General features: G+C 70.3%; 13 protein-coding genes and 1 pseudogene. 7 read left to right on the top strand and 7 right to left on the bottom strand.

Going from position 1 to position 15922, the window contains the following annotated elements; all coding sequences use genetic code 11:
* Position 1 precedes the first annotated feature (1 nt).
* Genes FZ025_RS11645 through FZ025_RS11635 form a run of 3 tightly spaced genes read left to right on the top strand, consistent with a single transcriptional unit; the run spans position 2 to position 4588 of the window.
* The gene (locus tag FZ025_RS11645) at positions 2-556 is read left to right on the top strand and encodes a TetR/AcrR family transcriptional regulator (RefSeq protein ID WP_244292360.1); all 555 of its coding nucleotides are present in this window, start codon (positions 2-4) and stop codon (positions 554-556) included.
* On the top strand, positions 553-3726 hold the full coding sequence (locus FZ025_RS11640) for a bifunctional cytochrome P450/NADPH--P450 reductase (RefSeq protein WP_046981125.1): 3174 nt from the start codon (positions 553-555) through the stop codon (positions 3724-3726). Before FZ025_RS11645 ends, FZ025_RS11640 begins: the two co-directional genes overlap by 4 nt.
* Positions 3727-3778: 52 nt before the next feature.
* Positions 3779-4588, top strand: a complete 810-nt coding sequence (locus FZ025_RS11635; RefSeq protein WP_046981126.1) for an NAD(P)H-binding protein — start codon at positions 3779-3781, stop codon at positions 4586-4588.
* Positions 4589-4689: 101 nt separating this feature from the next.
* Here FZ025_RS11635 and FZ025_RS21855 read toward each other — a convergent pair whose 3' ends face one another.
* Entirely contained in the window at positions 4690-4845 is a 156-nt protein-coding gene (locus FZ025_RS21855) for a hypothetical protein (RefSeq protein WP_167523879.1), read from the bottom strand.
* A 110-nt stretch (positions 4846-4955) separates the two neighbouring features.
* Here FZ025_RS21855 and FZ025_RS11630 point away from each other — a divergent pair, with 110 nt between their 5' ends.
* Positions 4956-5435 carry a VOC family protein gene (locus tag FZ025_RS11630; protein ID WP_046981127.1) on the top strand — a complete coding sequence of 160 codons (480 nt, stop codon included), beginning with the start codon at positions 4956-4958 and terminating at the stop codon, positions 5433-5435.
* Positions 5436-5658: 223 nt separating this feature from the next.
* Here the strand turns inward: FZ025_RS11630 and FZ025_RS11625 are convergent, their stop codons facing one another.
* From FZ025_RS11625 to FZ025_RS11610, 4 genes are all read right to left on the bottom strand, one after another.
* Positions 5659-6096 carry a hypothetical protein gene (locus FZ025_RS11625; RefSeq protein WP_046981128.1) on the bottom strand — a complete coding sequence of 146 codons (438 nt, stop codon included), beginning with the start codon at positions 6094-6096 and terminating at the stop codon, positions 5659-5661.
* Between the two features lie 149 nt (positions 6097-6245).
* Positions 6246-6650, bottom strand: coding sequence for a hypothetical protein (locus tag FZ025_RS11620; protein WP_046981129.1), 405 nt, complete (start codon positions 6648-6650; stop codon positions 6246-6248).
* Positions 6651-6692: 42 nt separating this feature from the next.
* Complete coding sequence (locus FZ025_RS11615; protein WP_046981130.1) at positions 6693-7460, bottom strand: LytR/AlgR family response regulator transcription factor; 768 nt, start codon at positions 7458-7460, stop codon at positions 6693-6695.
* On the bottom strand, positions 7453-8742 hold the full coding sequence (locus FZ025_RS11610) for a sensor histidine kinase (RefSeq protein WP_046981135.1): 1290 nt from the start codon (positions 8740-8742) through the stop codon (positions 7453-7455). The genes FZ025_RS11615 and FZ025_RS11610 overlap by 8 nt, the downstream gene beginning before the upstream one ends.
* Before the next feature lie 260 nt (positions 8743-9002).
* Here FZ025_RS11610 and FZ025_RS11605 point away from each other — a divergent pair, with 260 nt between their 5' ends.
* Entirely contained in the window at positions 9003-10214 is a 1212-nt protein-coding gene (locus FZ025_RS11605; RefSeq protein WP_046981131.1) for an FAD-dependent oxidoreductase, read from the top strand.
* Positions 10215-10292: 78 nt separating this feature from the next.
* Here the strand turns inward: FZ025_RS11605 and FZ025_RS11600 are convergent, their stop codons facing one another.
* Positions 10293-10439, bottom strand: coding sequence for a hypothetical protein (locus FZ025_RS11600; protein ID WP_244292359.1), 147 nt, complete (start codon positions 10437-10439; stop codon positions 10293-10295).
* A gap of 254 nt (positions 10440-10693) precedes the next feature.
* Here FZ025_RS11600 and FZ025_RS11595 point away from each other — a divergent pair, with 254 nt between their 5' ends.
* Positions 10694-12292, top strand: coding sequence for an APC family permease (locus FZ025_RS11595; protein ID WP_046981132.1), 1599 nt, complete (start codon positions 10694-10696; stop codon positions 12290-12292).
* A 34-nt stretch (positions 12293-12326) separates the two neighbouring features.
* On the opposite strand, the gene FZ025_RS11590 is transcribed toward FZ025_RS11595, so the two are convergent.
* Complete coding sequence (locus tag FZ025_RS11590; RefSeq protein ID WP_046981133.1) at positions 12327-13985, bottom strand: M28 family metallopeptidase; 1659 nt, start codon at positions 13983-13985, stop codon at positions 12327-12329.
* A gap of 303 nt (positions 13986-14288) precedes the next feature.
* Between FZ025_RS11590 and FZ025_RS11585 the strand changes: the two are divergent.
* Positions 14289-15734 (top strand): annotated as a pseudogene (locus tag FZ025_RS11585) (cellulase family glycosylhydrolase); the annotation flags it as partial.
* Positions 15735-15922 lie beyond the last annotated feature (188 nt).

Genomic DNA, 15922 nt, shown 5'->3' with positions numbered 1-15922 from the left:
AGTGAGCCCCAACCTGGTGCGCGTGCATTTCGGAAGCAAGGCCGACTTGTGGGACGCCTGCGTGAGCCAGCTCGCCCAGGACCTGGACCCCAGACTTGCGGCCATGGCGCAGCTGACCGAGCGCGACGAGCGGACGCTGCCGGATCGGCTGACGGAGGCGATCCTGCTCATGGCCGCGTTCTACGAGGCCCATCCGGCGATACGCGACTTCGTCGCGCGGGTGGTCTCCGAACGCCCCGAGCGCGCCGCCGTCGTCGCCGAACGCTTGCTGCGCCCCGCCTATCAAGCCGGGCACGCATTGATCCTTGCCGGGATCGAGGCCGGCATCGTGAAGGCGACGCATCCGGCGCTGTTCTTCGTGCTGCTGAACGGCATGCTGAGCCAGCCGCCGGAGTTTCCGCAGCTGCTGGCGCGGCTGGCGCCGGAGATCGGAGCCGACGAAGCGCGGACGCGGCTGGTCGACACCGTCCTCGCCACCCTGCTGCATCCCCCGCATCGCGACACCGGTGGCGCACCGGTCGCCACGCTGCGCACTCCCCAGGAAGGCACCCCATGACAGAAGCAATCCCGCAACCGCGTTCGCTGCCGCTGCTCGGCAATTTCCACCATCTCGATGGCGATGCGCCGGTGCAGAGCCTGATGCGGCTGGCCAAGGTGCACGGCCCGATCTTTCGTCTGAACAGCGGTCCGCTGTCGCTGACCGTGCTGAGCGGACAGGACCTGGTGGACGAGGTCTGCGACGAAACCCGCTTCGAGAAGAAGTTGCACCGTCCGCTGCAAACGCTGCGCGACCTCGGCGGCGATGGCCTGTTCACCGCCTACAACGACGAACCCAACTGGGCCAAGGCGCATCGGTTGCTGATGCCGGCGTTCGGCCCGATCGGCGTGCGCGCGATGTTCGGGCGCATGCAGGACATCGCCGAACAGATGCTGCAGCGCTGGGAGCGGTTCGGCCCGGACGCGGTCATCGACGTGGCCGACAACATGACCCGGCTGACCCTGGACACGATCGCGTTGTGCGCCTTCGACTACCGCTTCAACAGCTTCTACCAGAACGAGATGCACCCCTTCGTCGCGGCGATGGTCGGCGCGTTGGCCGAGGCCGGCGCGCGCGCGCGCCGGCCCGACATCGCCAATCGCCTGCTGGCGCCCGGCCGGCGCCGCTACGCGGCCGACCTGGCGATGATCCGCAGCGTCGCCGACACCTTGATCGCCGAACGCAGGGCCGACCCGGACGCGGCCTCGCGCGAGGACTTGCTCAACCTGATGCTGTACGCACGCGACCAGGCGACCGGCGAAGCGCTATCGGACGAGAACATCCGCTATCAGATGGTGACCTTCCTGATCGCCGGCCACGAGACGACCAGCGGCCTGCTCTCGTTCGCGCTGTATCTGCTGCTGCGCCATCCGGCGGCGATGGCGCACGCGCGCCAGGCGGTGGACGCCGCGCTGGGCGCGCAGCGGCCGCAGGTCGAGGACCTGGCCAAGCTGCGCTACATCGAGCAGATCCTGCAGGAAACCCTGCGGCTGTGGCCCACTGCGCCGGCCTTCGCGGTCGCCGCGCGCGAAACCACGACGCTGGCCGGCCGCTATGCGGTCACGCCGCAGGACACCTTGCTCGTGCTGATTCCCGGCCTGCACCGCGACCCGAAGGTATGGCAGGACCCGGAAGCGTTCCGGCCGGAGCGCTTCGCGCCCGAAGCGGCCGAGCGACTCCCGCCCAACGCCTGGAAACCGTTCGGCAACGGTGCGCGCGCCTGTATCGGGCGTGGCTTTGCGATGCAGGAGGCGCAGCTCGTGCTGAGCATGATCCTGCAGCGCTTCGACCTGGACCAGGTCGATCCGAACTACCAGCTCGAGGTGGCGGAAACGCTGACGCTGAAGCCGGAAGGATGGCGTCTGCGCGCGCGCCGGCGCGACGACCTCTCCCTGCGCCGGCGTAGCGCAGTGGCGTGCGCCCCGCAGAGAATCCTGGCGCCGGCGACAACACCGGCAGCGGCCAGCGAGGCGCCGGCGACGCCGCTGCTGGTGCTGCACGGCGGCAATTCCGGATCGTGCGCAGCGTTCGCGCAGCGCATTGGCGGCGACGCGGCGGCACAGGGCTACGCGCCGCTCGTCGCGGCCCTGGACGACTATGCCGGGCGCTTGCCGCGCGACGCCGCCGTGGTGGTGGTCGCCTCCTCCTACGAAGGCCAGCCGCCGGACAATGCGCGCCGCTTCCTCGACTGGATCGAAGCGCTGGCACCCGGCGCTCTGGCCGAGGTGCGCTATGCCGTGTTCGGTTCCGGCAACCGGCAGTGGGCACGCACCTATCAGGCGATTCCGAAGCGGGTCGATGCCGCGTTCGAGGCGGCCGGCGCCGCGCGCTTCAAGCCCCGTGGCGAGACCGATGCCGGCGGCGATTTCTTCGGTGGCTTCGACGCCTGGTACACGGGGCTGTGGCCAGCACTCGGCCAGGCGTTGGGAAAAGCGGCGACGGAGCAGGCCGCGCATGCGCTGCAGGTGGACATCGTCCCCTCCGCACGGCTTGGCGCGTTGCGGCTGACCGAACTCGACCAGGGACGCATCATCGACAACCGCGAGTTGGTCGCCATGTCCGCACCGTTCGCACGTTCCAAGCGCCACCTCGAAATTGCGCTTCCCGCCGGCATGCGCTACCGGACCGGCGATTATCTCGCCGTGCTGCCGCGCAACGCCGCCGCCCAGGTCGATCGGGTGCTGCGGCGGTTCGGCCTCGCCAGCGACACCCAGGTGCTCATCGGCCAGCGGCCAGGCGCCGCGACGGGCCTGCCCAGCGGCTATCCCGTCGCGCTGGCGCAGGTGCTCACCGACTATGTGGAACTGGCGCAACCGGCGACCCGCGCGCAGGTCGCGCAACTGGCCGCCGCCACGCGCTGCCCGCCCGATCGCGCCGCGCTGCAGGCGCTGGCCGCCGAGCCGGCCTACACGGACGAGGTGCTCGCCAAAAAAACCAGCCTGCTCGATCTGCTGGAGCGCTTCCCGGCATGCGCGCTGCCGCTGGGCGCCTTTCTCGGCGCGCTTCCCGCCCTGCGCGCGCGGCAATATTCCATTTCCTCCTCGCCGCTGCGCGACCCGGCGCAGTGTTCGCTGACCGTGGCCGTGCTCGACGCACCGGCGCTGTCGGGGATGGGGCGACGCCGCGGCGTGGCCTCCACCTATCTGGCCGGCCTCGAAGAAGGCGCACTGGTGTCGGTCGCGGTGCGGCCTTCGCAGGCGAGCTTCCACCCGCCGGAGGACCCGGCCACGCCGATCATCCTGGTCTGCGCCGGCAGCGGCATCGCGCCGTTCCATGGCTTCCTGCAGGAACGCACGATCCAGAAGGCGGGCGGACGCGACGTCGGCGAAGCGTTGTTGTTCTTCGGCATCGACCATCCCGACGTGGACTACCTGTACAAGGAGGAATTGCAACGCTGGCAGGACATGGGCGTGGTCGATGTCCGCCTCGCCTTCTCGCAAGCGCCGCAGGACGGCGTCGCCTACGTCCAGCACCGCATGTGGCAGGACCGCGCACGCGTGTCGGCGCTGTTCCAGCAAGGCGCCACCGTGTTCGTCTGCGGCGACGGCGAGCGCATGGCGCCAGCGGTGCGCGACACCTTCGTGCGCCTCTATCGCGAAAGCATGGGCGTCACCGCCGAAGCGGCCGACGCCTGGGCCGACCGCATCGAACGCGAGCACGGCCGCTACGTGGCGGATATTTTCTCGTGACGGCCAGGGCGGCCAGGGCCACCGCAACGGACGGCATCGGCGGCCTCCAGCCATGAACGTGATCATCCTCGGCGGCGGCGGCAACCTGGGCCGGCGGCTGATCGCGCGCGGCCTGGCCAACGGCCATGCGTTGACGGTGTTGGTTCGCGACCGTGCGCGCTTCGCCGCCACCTGGGGAGCGCCGCAACCATGGCCGTTCCAGGTGATCGAAGGCGACGCGACCGACCGCCACGCGCTCGCCCGCGCGATCGCCGGACACGATGCGCTGGTCAACACGGCCGGCATCGTCACCGAAGGCGAACGCTTCGCCGCCCTGGTGGACGCCGTCGCCAGCGTCGCAACCGGCGTGCTGCCTGCGCCGCATCGAATGTGGTTTCTCGCCGGCGCGGCGTTGCTCGACATCCCGCACACCGATCGCATCGGCGTCTCCTTGCCGGGCGTGCCTTCGATCTACCGATGGCATGCGGTCAACTGGCGGCGCCTGCAACGCTGCAACGCCGACTGGTCGCTGATGTGCCCGGGACCGATGGTCGCCTCGGCCACCGCAATGCCGCGCAGCGACCTGCGGGTAGCCTGCGACGCACTGCCCTACGCGGTCGGCCGCTGGACCCGCTGGGCGCCGGGCATCGCGCTGTCGCTGATGATGAAAGCCAAGCTGCCGGAACTGATCGTCAGCTACGAAGACGTGGCCGAACTGATCATGACGCAGCTGCAGCCCGATGGCCCCTACCGCCGGCGCCGCGTCGGCATCGCCTTACCCGATGGCGAACGCGACGCCAAGCCAGGCGGGTCCCCGGCAGCCGCGGCGCGCGCGGCTAGCAGCTGTTTCCCGCATCCGTTGACAGGCCCCAGGAAACCGTAGCAGCAGCCACGTCCGCCGGCTCGGCGCGCCGGGACAGGGCGGCAACGCGCCCTGCGGACGTGGACGATGGCCGCAGGGCTTGCCTGCGCCGTCGCAGATGGCTACTTCTTCAACGACACATCGTCGCCGGCCTTCGTCGCGGCCGCATCCTTGGCCGGACGGTCGCGATTCTTCTTCGCCCGGGTGATCAGATAAAGGGCCGATCCGATGAACAGGATGAACAGTCCGGCGACCCAAGGCATCAGCGTGGTCTCCATGCGAAGCTCCGTGGTTGTGCGACCTAACACACCACATCGCAGGTGAAGGGTTTGCTAGCGCTGTCCCCGCGCAGCCACCGTGACCGCAGCGTCCGCTCAGGAGCGTTCAGATGATCAGCAAGAACACGATTTGCCTCTGGTTCGACGGCACCGCGCTGGAGGCCGCAACGTGCTATGCCAAAACCTTCCCCGACAGCGCGGTGCAGGCCGTGCATCGCGCACCCGGCGACTATCCCGCAGGCAAGCAGGGCGATGTACTGACGGTCCAGTTCAGCGTCCTGGGCATCCCGTGCCTCGGCCTCAACGGCGGCCCGGCGTTCCAGCACAGCGAGGCGTTCTCGTTCCAGGTGGCCACCGACGACCAGGCCGAAACCGACCGCCTGTGGAACGCGATCGTCGGCAACGGCGGCCAGGAAAGCGCCTGCGGCTGGTGCAAGGACAAGTGGGGGCTGTCATGGCAGATCACCCCGCGTGCCCTCAGCGCCGCGATCGCGGATCCGGATGCGGCGGCGGCCAAGCGCGCATTCAACGCGATGCTGGGCATGACCAGGATCGACATCGCCGCGATCGAGGCGGCGCGGCGCGGTTGACGCCAGCCCCGCAGCGGTTCGAACGCGACCTGTCCGCGTTCGCCGCTGCCACTACCGCGCACGCGGTCGTCATGTCGATTCACCACTCCATGGCCTGCTGCACGCTGCTCGAACCTGCCGGCACCCGTACTGGCGAGCAGGCACGCTGCGGGCGATGTGGAGCCGGAGCCGGCAAGCCACGAAAAACCCCGCCGAAGCGGGGTCGTCCGGTCCTGCGGGGAGCTCATCCGACGCTGGACATCACGCCGATGCTGAAGCCGGACACCTGGCTGATCCGTCCCCGCCACAGACAGCCGTTGACGGGAAATTCGCCACCTGTTGCGACGACCCGCGCATCGGCGAGGTGGATGAAGGTGGCCGGCTTCAGATCGCTCTGCTCGTAGATCTCGCGATAGGGCTGGAAGCGTTCCTGCAACGGCGCCACCAGTTCATCGGGCGCCGCCGTCGTGATGGATTCCGTCAGCCGCTGCATGAACTCCCTGCCGCCGATCAGCATGCCGGAGATGGTGCTGCCCCCCACCGTCAACGTGAGCCCGATCTGCACGCCCAGATTCGCGATGGCCACCAGATCCTGCAGCAGATAGTCGGGATGATGGGCCGCGGCAAGCAATGCATCGGTGTCGAGCGCCTTGATCGATGCCCGCTCTTCTTGTTCTGACATGCGTCTCTCCCTTGGAGTCGCCACGGCGATCCCATGGCGCCACGAGCGTATACAGATTCGTCGCCGCCCGCACGGACAAGGATGCATTGTCGGGACAGAAGCCCCGCTCCCCGTGTCCTGCGGCGGGCATCCTCTGCACCTGTCGCCGCTCAGCCCTGCGCGCACGGCTGCGCCGCGGCCGGTGTCTCGGGCGCGACGCACTGGCCGAAGTCGCGCGGCAGGCCGCCGACCTCGCGGCGCTGGCCGACCCGCAGGTCGAACTCCTGCAGCAGGCGTGGCGCGCACGCGGCCGCCGCAGCGCTGCCGGCGGGCGCGGCCGGCGCCGCGCAGGCGGCGTAGACCCGGTAGTGGCAGCGCCCGCTGCGGCTGTCCACGCAGCGGAACGTGGCCAGCCCGCCGCGGTAGGAGGTGCGGCTGAAGATCACCGCCACCCCGCGCTCGCTGGCATGCACCAGCGTCTCGCGGTGGGCGTCGGTGGACAGGTCGAAGTTGGCGTGGCCCTGGCATCCGACGATGCCGAGCAGACACGACCACAGCGCGGAGAGCAGACGCATGGCGAATTCCTTGTTGCAGTGCGGAGATGCGGGAGGCGGCGCTTACATGCCGCGGAACAGACTCATGTACGGCTGGCTGACGGTCAGCACTTCGTCACGGTGGCGCAGCTTCATCCGGCCCTTGCCGGTGTCGTCGCGGACCACCGAGGCCACCGCTTTGAGGTTGACGATGGTGGAGCGGTGGATCTGCCGGAACGCGGCCGGGTCGAGCACGTCCAGCAGTTCGCGCAGCGGCGTGCGCAGCAAGGCCTCGCCGTCGCGGGTCAGCACCGTGGTGTACTTGTTGTCTGCCTGGAAATAGACCACGTCGTCGAGCAGGATCAGCCGCGTCTCGCGGCCGCTGTTGGCGGTGATCCAGGCCAGCGGCGGCGCCGCGGTGGGCGCTGGCGGGCGCTGCCCCAGGCGCTGCAGCAGCGCATCCAGCACCGCCACGTCCGGCCCTTGCGCGGCACGCGCCTGCAGCCGCTGCACGGTCGCCTGCAGGCGTTCGCGCACGATCGGCTTGAGCAGGTAATCCACCGCACCGTGCTCGAACGCGTCGATCGCGTACTGGTCGTAGGCGGTGACGAACACCACCTGGGTGCGCGGGCTCAACTCGCCCAGCGCGCGCGCCACCTCGATGCCGCTCAGGCCGGGCATGCGGATGTCCAGGAAGGCCACGTCCGGCTGGTGCTCGGCCAGGCGTTCCAGCGCGCTGGCGCCGTCCTCGCACTCGGCGACGATGCGCAGCTGCGGCCAGACTTCGCCGAGCAGCGCGACCAGCGCGCTGCGCAGCAGTTCCTCGTCTTCGGCGATGACCGCATCAACCATGACCGGCTCCCGTCGGCAGCGGCGGCGGCGAGGGTGGCGGCGGCGGCGGCGGATACGGCAAGGTGATCGTCGCGGCCACGCCGCTGGGAAAGTTGGACACGATCGCGAACGTGGCCGCGCCGGCGTAGGTCAGGCGCAGCCGCTCGCGCAGGTTCTTCAGGCCGATGCCGGTGCCGCTGGACTGGCTGTTGAAGCCCAGGCCGTCGTCGGCGACGGTGATGGTGGCGTGGTCGTCGAAGGAGCGCGCCAGGATCCAGACCGTGCCGCCGCCGGGCTTGGGTTCCAGGCCATGCTTGATCGCGTTTTCGACCAACGTCTGCAGCATCATCGATGGCAGCGCCAGGGGCTTCATCGCCTCCGGCACCTGCAGCTCCAGCTGCAGGCGCGCGCCCATGCGGATCCTGAGGATCTCCAGGTAGGCCTGGGTGCGTTCCAGCTCTTCGCCGAGCGAACTCAGCGCGTCCTCGGCGCTGGGCAGCGAGCGGCGCAGGTACTGGATCAGATAGCCGAGCATCAGCTCGGCGCGCGGCGGATCGGTGCGCGCCAGCACCTGCGCGCTGGCCAGCGTGTTGTACAGGAAGTGCGGTTCGACCTGCGCGTGCAGCAGGTTCAGCCGCGCCACGGTCAGTTCCTGCTCGGTGGCCGCCTGCTTGGCAGCGGCCTGTTCGTCGCGGCGCAGCTCGGCGACGCGGCGCGCCACCGCGCGGCTCAGCGCCTCGGCATTCTCGTAGTTGCTGCCCTCGTCGACCGCGAACAGGTCGATCCAGGCGCTGGCGTCGGGGTCCAGCAGCAGGGTCAGGCTGCTGGTGCCGGCGCCGGGGGTCAGCGTCGCCAGCACCTGGTTGCGCTTGACCGCGAAACGCGCGGCCAGGTTCCAGCGCGACGGCGTGCGGCCGTTGTACGGATCGATGCGGCGCACTTTCGCGCGCACCTGCAGGCTGTCGGCGGCGCTCTCGATCTCCTCCACCCGCGGCAGTTCGCGCACCGCCGCATCGACCAGCGCGAACGCCTCGCGGGTGTCCAGCGGGATCTCGATCTGGCGGCGCTGGCGGCTGGACAAGGTGGCGCTGTCCAGCCGTCCGGCGATCAGCCAGACCCGGCGCAGGTGGGTGATGCCGGCGACCAGCGCCGACAGCACCAGCAGCATCGCCAGCAGGCCGAAGAACCAGCCGGGCGGTTCTTCCATGCTGTAGAACAGGCCGCTCCAGACGAAGCCGGCGACGATCACCGCGGCCGCCCAGGCGCACAGCAGGCGGACGATCAGGGACACGCTGGAAAACATGGCGGCGGGGATCGGAGACATGGCGGCGAGCATAGCCGCGGCGGCGCGGGGCGCCAGTCCCGTTGCGACGAAATCGCGCCGGCGCGGACGAGGCGCCGCATCGGCGGAGCGAAACGCGGCATTCCGCGGCCGACCGCGCGCGCCACCGCGTTCCGACTTCGCGCCCCGGCGCCGTCCCGGTCGCTGCGCGCGCCGCCAGCGCGCAGCGACGCGGCGACCGCGAGCGCTTAGACTCTGCCGGTCACGACCAGGAGCCCGGCATGCACCGACGACACTTCCTGCGCAGCGGCGCGCTGGCCGCGGCCACGCTCGGCGCCGCTCCCTTGCTCGCGCATGCGCGGCGCGGCGCCGCATTGGCGCCGCCAGCGCCGAGCCTGCCGGTCCTGCCGGCCCCGCACCCCGCGGCCGCCTTCGCGCCGCTGGCACCGCTGGCGCCGATCCGGGCCAGCGCCGACCGCATCGTCGCGCTGCACGCGTGCACGCGGCCATTCCGCGCGCAGGGGCCGCGCATCGAGGCCGAGCGCATCGGCCGCAAGACGGTGATCCACAACTACGGCCATGGCGGCAGCGGCTGGTCGCTGTCGTGGGGCGCGGCGGCGATCGCCACGCAGCTGGCACGCGCCACCGGCCAGACCCAGCTGGCGGTGATCGGCTGCGGCGCGATCGGCCTGACCACCGCGCTGGTCGCGCAACGCGCCGGGTTGCGCGTGCGCATCTACGCCAGGGAGCGGCCGCCGCAAGTGCGTTCCTCCTTCGCCACCGGGGTGTGGTCGCCGGATTCGCGGGTGTGCACCAGCGCCTACGCCACCCCGGAGTTCGCGCGGCGCTGGGAACAGATGGCGCGCACCTCGTTCGGCATGTACCAGAACCTGCTCGGCCTGCCCGGCGACCCGATCGAGTGGCGCGACGGCTACGTGCTGTCCGATGTGCCGTTCGACCAGCCCGGCGGCCATGGCGGCAACGGCGAACCCGACTACCCGCCGCTGGAAGCGCAGTACCTGGCCGACCTGGGTCCGCATTCGCAGCCGCTGGCGGCAAGCCAGCATCCGTTCCCGGTGGCGCACGTGCGCCGCTACACGCAACTGGTGTTCAACATCAGCGCCTATGCGCGGCTGCTGCTGGACGATTTCCTCGTCGCCGGCGGCGAGATCGAGACGCGCGACTTCGCAAGCCCGCGCCAGTTCGCCGCGCTGCGCGAGAAGACCCTGGTCAACGCCACCGGCTACGGCGCGCGCGCCCTGCTCGGCGACGACAGCCTGGTGCCGGTGCGCGGACAGACCGCGCGGCTGGTGCCGCAACCGGAAGTAGGCTACGGGCTGGTCTATCGCGGCCACAACCTCAACGTGGTGCCGCGCCGCGACGGCATCCTGGTGCAGGCGCAGGCCGACGGCGACTTCGGCAATGCCGACGCCACGCCCGACCGCGCCGCCTCCGAAGCGGCGGTGGCGCGGCTGGCCGCGCTGTTCGCGTAGGGCGTTGGCGTGCGGCCAGCGCGCGCATCCCGCGCTGCGCCGTTCGATCGCAGCCGCGCGCATGCCGACGCCGATGCGCTACAGGCCGCTGACGCTGCGGATGCGGATCTCGTCGCTGTCCACGCCATGCCGCTGCGCGGCCTGTGCACGCAGTTGCTGCAGCAGGCGTTCCGGGTCCAGCGCCGCGTCCTCGCCCCAGCCGGGCGCCAGCGTGGCCCCGGCCACGCGCTGGCCGTAGCTGTGTAGGCGTCGTCGTCGGCCAGAGAGTGGCGCGCGCGCTCAGGTGCCGACGTGGACATCGCCTTCGTCGCCGTTGCAGCCCAGGTGTTCCAGCGCGACGGTAGCCGGTAACGCCCCGGTGCGCGGCGCTGGGCTTTTCCGGGTCCCCGGTCCCTGATCCCGGGTTCCGGCTCCCGCAGCCCACCCGCTTCTGCGATCATAAGCGGTTTCCCGCTGCCGACGCCGCCAGGATCCATGCCATGACCCAGACTGCCTTGCGCCGCGATGTCGGCCCATTCGCCCTGATGCTGACCGGCCTGGGCTCGATCATCGGCTCCGGCTGGCTGTTCGGCGCCTGGCGCGCCGCCGGGCTGGCCGGCCCCGGCGCGGTCTGGGCCTGGCTGCTCGGCGCGGCGATCGTCACCACCATCGCACTGGCCTATGCCGAACTGGGCGCGATGTTCCCCGAGTCCGGCGGCATGGTCCGCTACAGCCACTACTCGCACGGCTCGCTGGTCGGCTTCATCGCCGGCTGGGCCAACTGGATCGCGATCGTGTCGGTGATCCCGGTCGAGGCCGAGGCCTCGGTGCAGTACATGGCGTCGTGGCCGTGGCAATGGGCGCAGGACCTGTACGTACAGCAGCCCGGCGGCGCCGGCGAGCTGTCGGTGCCGGGCCTGTACATCGCCGCGGCGCTGGTGCTGGTGTATTTCCTGCTGAACTTCTGGAGCGTGAAGCTGTTCGCGCGCTCCAACAGCCTGATCACCGTGTTCAAGCTGGTGGTGCCGGCGCTGACCGGCATCGCGCTGGTCGCCAGCGGTTTCCACCGCGAGAACTTCAGCGTCGGCCTGCACGGCGGCACGCATGCGATCGATTTCGCCGCGGTGCTGACCGCGGTGGCCACCGCCGGCATCGTGTTCAGCTTCAACGGCTTCCAGAGCCCGGTGAACCTGGCCGGCGAGGCGCGCAATCCCGGGCGCAGCATCCCGTTCGCGGTGCTCGGTTCGATCGCGCTGGCCACGCTGATCTACCTGATCCTGCAGGTGGCCTACATCGGCGCGGTACCGCCGCAGCTGCTGGCCAAGGCCGGCTGGCACGGCATCGATTTCCGCTCGCCGTTCGCGCAGCTGGCGATCATCGTCAACCTGCACTGGCTGGCGATGCTGCTGTACGTGGACGCCTTCGTCAGCCCCAGCGGCACCGGCATCACCTACACCGCGACCACTGCGCGGATGATCTACGGCATGGAGCGCAACGGCACGCTGCCGGCGGTGCTGGGCAAGCTGCATGCGCACTGGGGCGTGCCGCGCCCGGCGATGTTCTTCAACCTGGCGGTGTCCTACCTGTTCCTGTTCTTCTTCCGCGGCTGGGGCACGCTGGCGGCGGTGATCTCGGTGGCCACGATCATCTCCTATCTGACCGGCCCGGTCAGCGCGATGGCGCTGCGCCGCCATGCGCCGGAGATGCACCGTCCGCTGCGCATCTTCGGCCTGCCGGTGCTGGCCGCCACGGCCTTCGTGCTGGCCACCGAACTGCTGTACTGGGCGCGCTGGCCGCTGACCGGCGAGATCATCGTGCTGATGCTGGTGGCGCTGCCGGTGTACGCGTATTACCAGCACCGCCAGGGCTGGAAGGACTTCGGCCGGCACCTGCGCGGCGCCAGCTGGCTGATCGCCTACCTGCCGACCATCGCGCTGCTGTCGTGGGCCGGCAGCACCACCTTCGGCGGCCATGGCTACCTGTCCTACGGGCCGGACCTGATCGTGGTCGGCGTGGTCGCGCTGGGCTTCTATTTCTGGGGCGTGCGCGCCGGCTGGCGCACGCCGTCGCTGCAGCAGGCCAGCGCCAGCGCCGGCTGAGGCCGGCGCTGGCTCGGGACCCGGGACCCGCTCCTCACTGCCGCTGCGCCGCACTCGCATCGCGAGTAGCGCGGAACTCCGAGTCGCCGCTCCAGTTCGGCCACTGCTGCGAATCGGCCAGCTGCGCGCCCAGCGTGTACAGCACCTGCAGGTCGCGCGCGGCGCCGGCGAAGGTCCAGCTCGGCAGCCATTCGTCGCCGGGCTGGTGGTAGCGCTTGGCGGTGTAGTCGTCGGCCGCCGCCTTGCCGGCCTTGATCCCGCCGTCCACCCAGTCCTGCCCGGCCGCGAACGACAGCGCCGGCACGCCGCGCTTGGCGAAGGAGAAGTGGTCGGAGCGGAAGAAGTAGCCGGCTTCCGGCTTCGGGTCCGGCGTGTAGCGCAGGTCCCAGCGCTTAGCGACCGTCTTCAGATCGTCTAGCAGGTCCAGCTTGGCGGTGCCGTAGATGCCGAAATCGCGCGACGGGCCGAACGGGCTCATGCCGTCCATGTTGATCACCGCCACCGTGCGCGCCAGCGGATACAGCGGCCTGGACGCGTAGTACTCCGAGCCGAGCAGGCCCTTCTCCTCGGCGGTGACCGCCAGGAACACCACCGAGCGCTGCGGCGGCGGGCCCTTGGCGAACACGCGGCCCAGTTCCAGCAAGGCGGCGGTGCCGCTGGCGTTGTCCAGCGCGCCGTTGAAGATGCGGTCGCCGTTGGCGTCGGCCGCGCCCACGCCGATGTGGTCCCAGTGCGCGGTGTAGAGCACGCTGTCGTCCGGATGGGTGCTGCCGGGCAGCCGCGCGACCACGTTGTGCGAGGTGATGACCTCCGACTTCACCGCGTAGTCGGCGTGCAGCCGTTCGCCCTTCAGTTCCACCGGCTTGAACGCGCGCGCTTGCGCCTGCTTCTTCAAGGCCTCGAAATCCAGCCCGGCGCGCTTGAACAGGTCCACCGCCAGGTCGCGCTGGATCCAGCCTTCGAGCGCGGGATGGGCGGCCTTGGGATCGTCGCGGACCACGTCGAACATGCTGTTGGTGTTGGAGCTGGCCACCGTGGCCCAGCCGTAGGACGCCGGAGCGGTCTCGTGCACGATCAGCACGCCGGCCGCACCCTGCCGCGCGCCCTCTTCGTACTTGTAGGTCCAGCGGCCGTAGTAGGTCATGCCCTTGCCGTCGAACGCACCCTTGCCGGTTTCGAAGTCCGGATCGTTGATCAGCACCACCGCGATCTTGCCCGTCAGGTCCACGCCCTTGAAGTCGTCCCAGCCGCGCTCCGGTGCCTTGACCCCGTAGCCGACGAACACCAGCGGCGCGCCGTCGATGGCGACCTGCGCGCTGCCGTCGAGCGCGGCGCGCACGGCGATCTGCTGGCCCTGGCTCAGCGCCTGGCGCTGGCCGCCGCTCTCGATCGCCACCTGCGGGCTGCCGACGATGTCGGCGCGGCGCAGCGGCACCGCCTGCGTCCACAGGCGCTTGCCGCCCTGCAGATCGCCGCCCGGCTGCAGGCCCGCGGCCTGGAATTGCGCGCTCAGGTAGGCCACGGTCTTGTCCTCGCCCGGCGTGGCCGGCGCGCGGCCTTCGTACGCGTCGGAGGACAGCGTCTTGACGTCGGCGGAAATGCGCTGCGTGTCGAAACGCGGTGCGGTCGGCGGCGCCGCCAGCGATGCGCCGGAAACCACCAGCGCCAGCATGCCCATGATCGGTCGCTTCACTCTTGCCCCTTTGGGTCGATGGATGCGTTCGAGTGTAGCGACGCAGGCGGCGAGCGACCACGCGCTGCCGACGCCGCCCCGAAGGACGCGACGCACCGCTCGGATTGCCATCCGCGCATGCTCTCGTCGCCGCGCTTGCGAAGCGCATCGCAGCATCCGTGGACAAGACGCCCTTCCGTGCCGGCAATCACGACGCCCGCCGCATCCGCTCTCGATGATGGTCGCCATGCGCGCGCTTGCGCCCCCACCTTGGCCGCTCCGTCCTGGACCGGCCGCCTGCAGCGAAAGAGAGACAGAGAGACAATGTCGACGTCGAGAAAATCCCGCATCGCCCGCTGCGTGCTGGCCGCAGCGTTGCTGGCGGCCAGCGGTTCGGCCTGGAGCTATGCCATCAACGCCGGCAAGGTCGTGGACGACCGCGGCAACGCAGTGCAACTGCGCGGCGTCAACTGGTTCGGCTTCGAGACCAGCCTGCACAGCGTGCATGGCCTGAGGACGCGCAACTGGAAGGACATGATCACGCAGATGCAGGGCCTGGGCTTCAACGCCGTGCGCCTGCCGTTCTGCCCGCAGACCTTGAACGGCACCGCGCCGAGCGGCATCGACTACGGCCTCAATCCGGATCTGCGGGGCTTGAGCGCGCTGCAGGTGATGGACAAGGTGATCAACGAACTCAGCAGCCGCGGCATGTACGTGCTGCTCGACCACCACACGCCGGACTGCAATGCGATTTCCGAGCTGTGGTACACCGCCTCCTACAGCGAGCTGCAGTGGCTCGGCGACCTGCGCTTCGTCGCCAGGCGCTACGCCGGCGTGCCGGGCGTGATCGGCCTGGACCTGAAGAACGAGCCGCACGGCGCCGCCACCTGGGGCAGCGGCAACGCCGCCACCGACTGGAACACCGCCGCCGAACGCGCCTCGGCGGCGGTGCTGAAGGTAGCGCCGAAATGGCTGATCGCGGTCGAAGGCATCGGCGAGAACGCGCGCTGCTCCAGCAGCGGCGGCCACTTCTGGGGCGGCAACCTGGAGCCGCTGGCCTGCACCGCGCTGAACATCCTGGCCAGCCGCCTGCTGCTGGCGCCGCACGTGTACGGCCCGGACGTGTACATGCAGTCCTACTTCAGCGCCCCCAATTTCCCGGCCAACATGCCGGCGATCTGGGAACGGCACTTCGGCCAGTTCGTGCAGTCCGGCTATGCGCTGCTGCTCGGCGAATTCGGCGGCAAGTACGGCCAGGGCAATGCGCTGGACGTGAAGTGGCAGAACGCGCTGGTCGACTACCTGATCGGCAAGGGCATCCACAGCGGCTTCTACTGGTCGTGGAATCCGGACAGCGACGACACCGGTGGCGTCCTCAACAACGACTGGTCCTCGGTGCGCACCGACAAGGTCGCCCTGCTGAAGAAGCTGTGGGGCGATTCCAGCCGCTCTACGCCGACGCCTGCCCCGACTGCGACGCCCACAGCAACGCCGACGCCCACGCCCACGCCGCCCCCGAGCAGCGCCAGCTTCAACACCAAGACCACGGTGGACAGCGACTGGAAGGCAGGCTATTGCCACCGCGTGCAGGTGACCAACAGCGGCAGCGCCAGCGGCAACTGGGCGGTCAGCCTGTCGATCGGCGGCACCGTCGACACGCTGTGGAATGCGACGTGGACGCAATCCGGCAGCACGCTCAACGCTGCCGGCGTGGACCGGAACAAGCCCCTGGCCCCCGGCGCCATCGCCGAATTCGGCTTGTGCGCCGCGCGCAGTGCGCACAGCGACACTGCCGCTGTGCGCACTGCGCGGCGGGTGCGGACGGCAGCGTCGCGCGGCGCTGCCGTTCGCACTTCGGGCCAGCGCAGCGCGGCGCAGCGCGATGCACACGGCGACATGTGCGGGAGCGGATCCGCCTGCCCACATCCGGTCGCGCCGGATGTTCCCGGTCGCGCCCG

The organism is Xanthomonas hyacinthi, assembly GCF_009769165.1.
GTDB lineage: Bacteria > Pseudomonadota > Gammaproteobacteria > Xanthomonadales > Xanthomonadaceae > Xanthomonas_A > Xanthomonas_A hyacinthi.
Note: the sequence above shows the minus strand (reverse complement) of the source record. Positions and strands in the feature narration are given on the sequence as shown.

What these genes read in the sequence shown, in the direction of transcription:
- FZ025_RS11640 (WP_046981125.1), top strand. Translation starts at nt 553, where the DNA reads ATGACAGAAGCAATCCCGCAACCGCGTTCGCTGCCGCTGCTCGGCAAT.
- FZ025_RS11635 (WP_046981126.1), top strand. Translation starts at nt 3,779, where the DNA reads ATGAACGTGATCATCCTCGGCGGCGGCGGCAACCTGGGCCGGCGGCTG.
- FZ025_RS21855 (WP_167523879.1), bottom strand. Translation starts at nt 4,845, where the DNA reads ATGGAGACCACGCTGATGCCTTGGGTCGCCGGACTGTTCATCCTGTTC.
- FZ025_RS11630 (WP_046981127.1), top strand. Translation starts at nt 4,956, where the DNA reads ATGATCAGCAAGAACACGATTTGCCTCTGGTTCGACGGCACCGCGCTG.
- FZ025_RS11625 (WP_046981128.1), bottom strand. Translation starts at nt 6,096, where the DNA reads ATGTCAGAACAAGAAGAGCGGGCATCGATCAAGGCGCTCGACACCGAT.
- FZ025_RS11620 (WP_046981129.1), bottom strand. Translation starts at nt 6,650, where the DNA reads ATGCGTCTGCTCTCCGCGCTGTGGTCGTGTCTGCTCGGCATCGTCGGA.
- FZ025_RS11615 (WP_046981130.1), bottom strand. Translation starts at nt 7,460, where the DNA reads ATGGTTGATGCGGTCATCGCCGAAGACGAGGAACTGCTGCGCAGCGCG.
- FZ025_RS11610 (WP_046981135.1), bottom strand. Translation starts at nt 8,742, where the DNA reads ATGTTTTCCAGCGTGTCCCTGATCGTCCGCCTGCTGTGCGCCTGGGCG.
- FZ025_RS11605 (WP_046981131.1), top strand. Translation starts at nt 9,003, where the DNA reads ATGCACCGACGACACTTCCTGCGCAGCGGCGCGCTGGCCGCGGCCACG.
- FZ025_RS11595 (WP_046981132.1), top strand. Translation starts at nt 10,694, where the DNA reads ATGACCCAGACTGCCTTGCGCCGCGATGTCGGCCCATTCGCCCTGATG.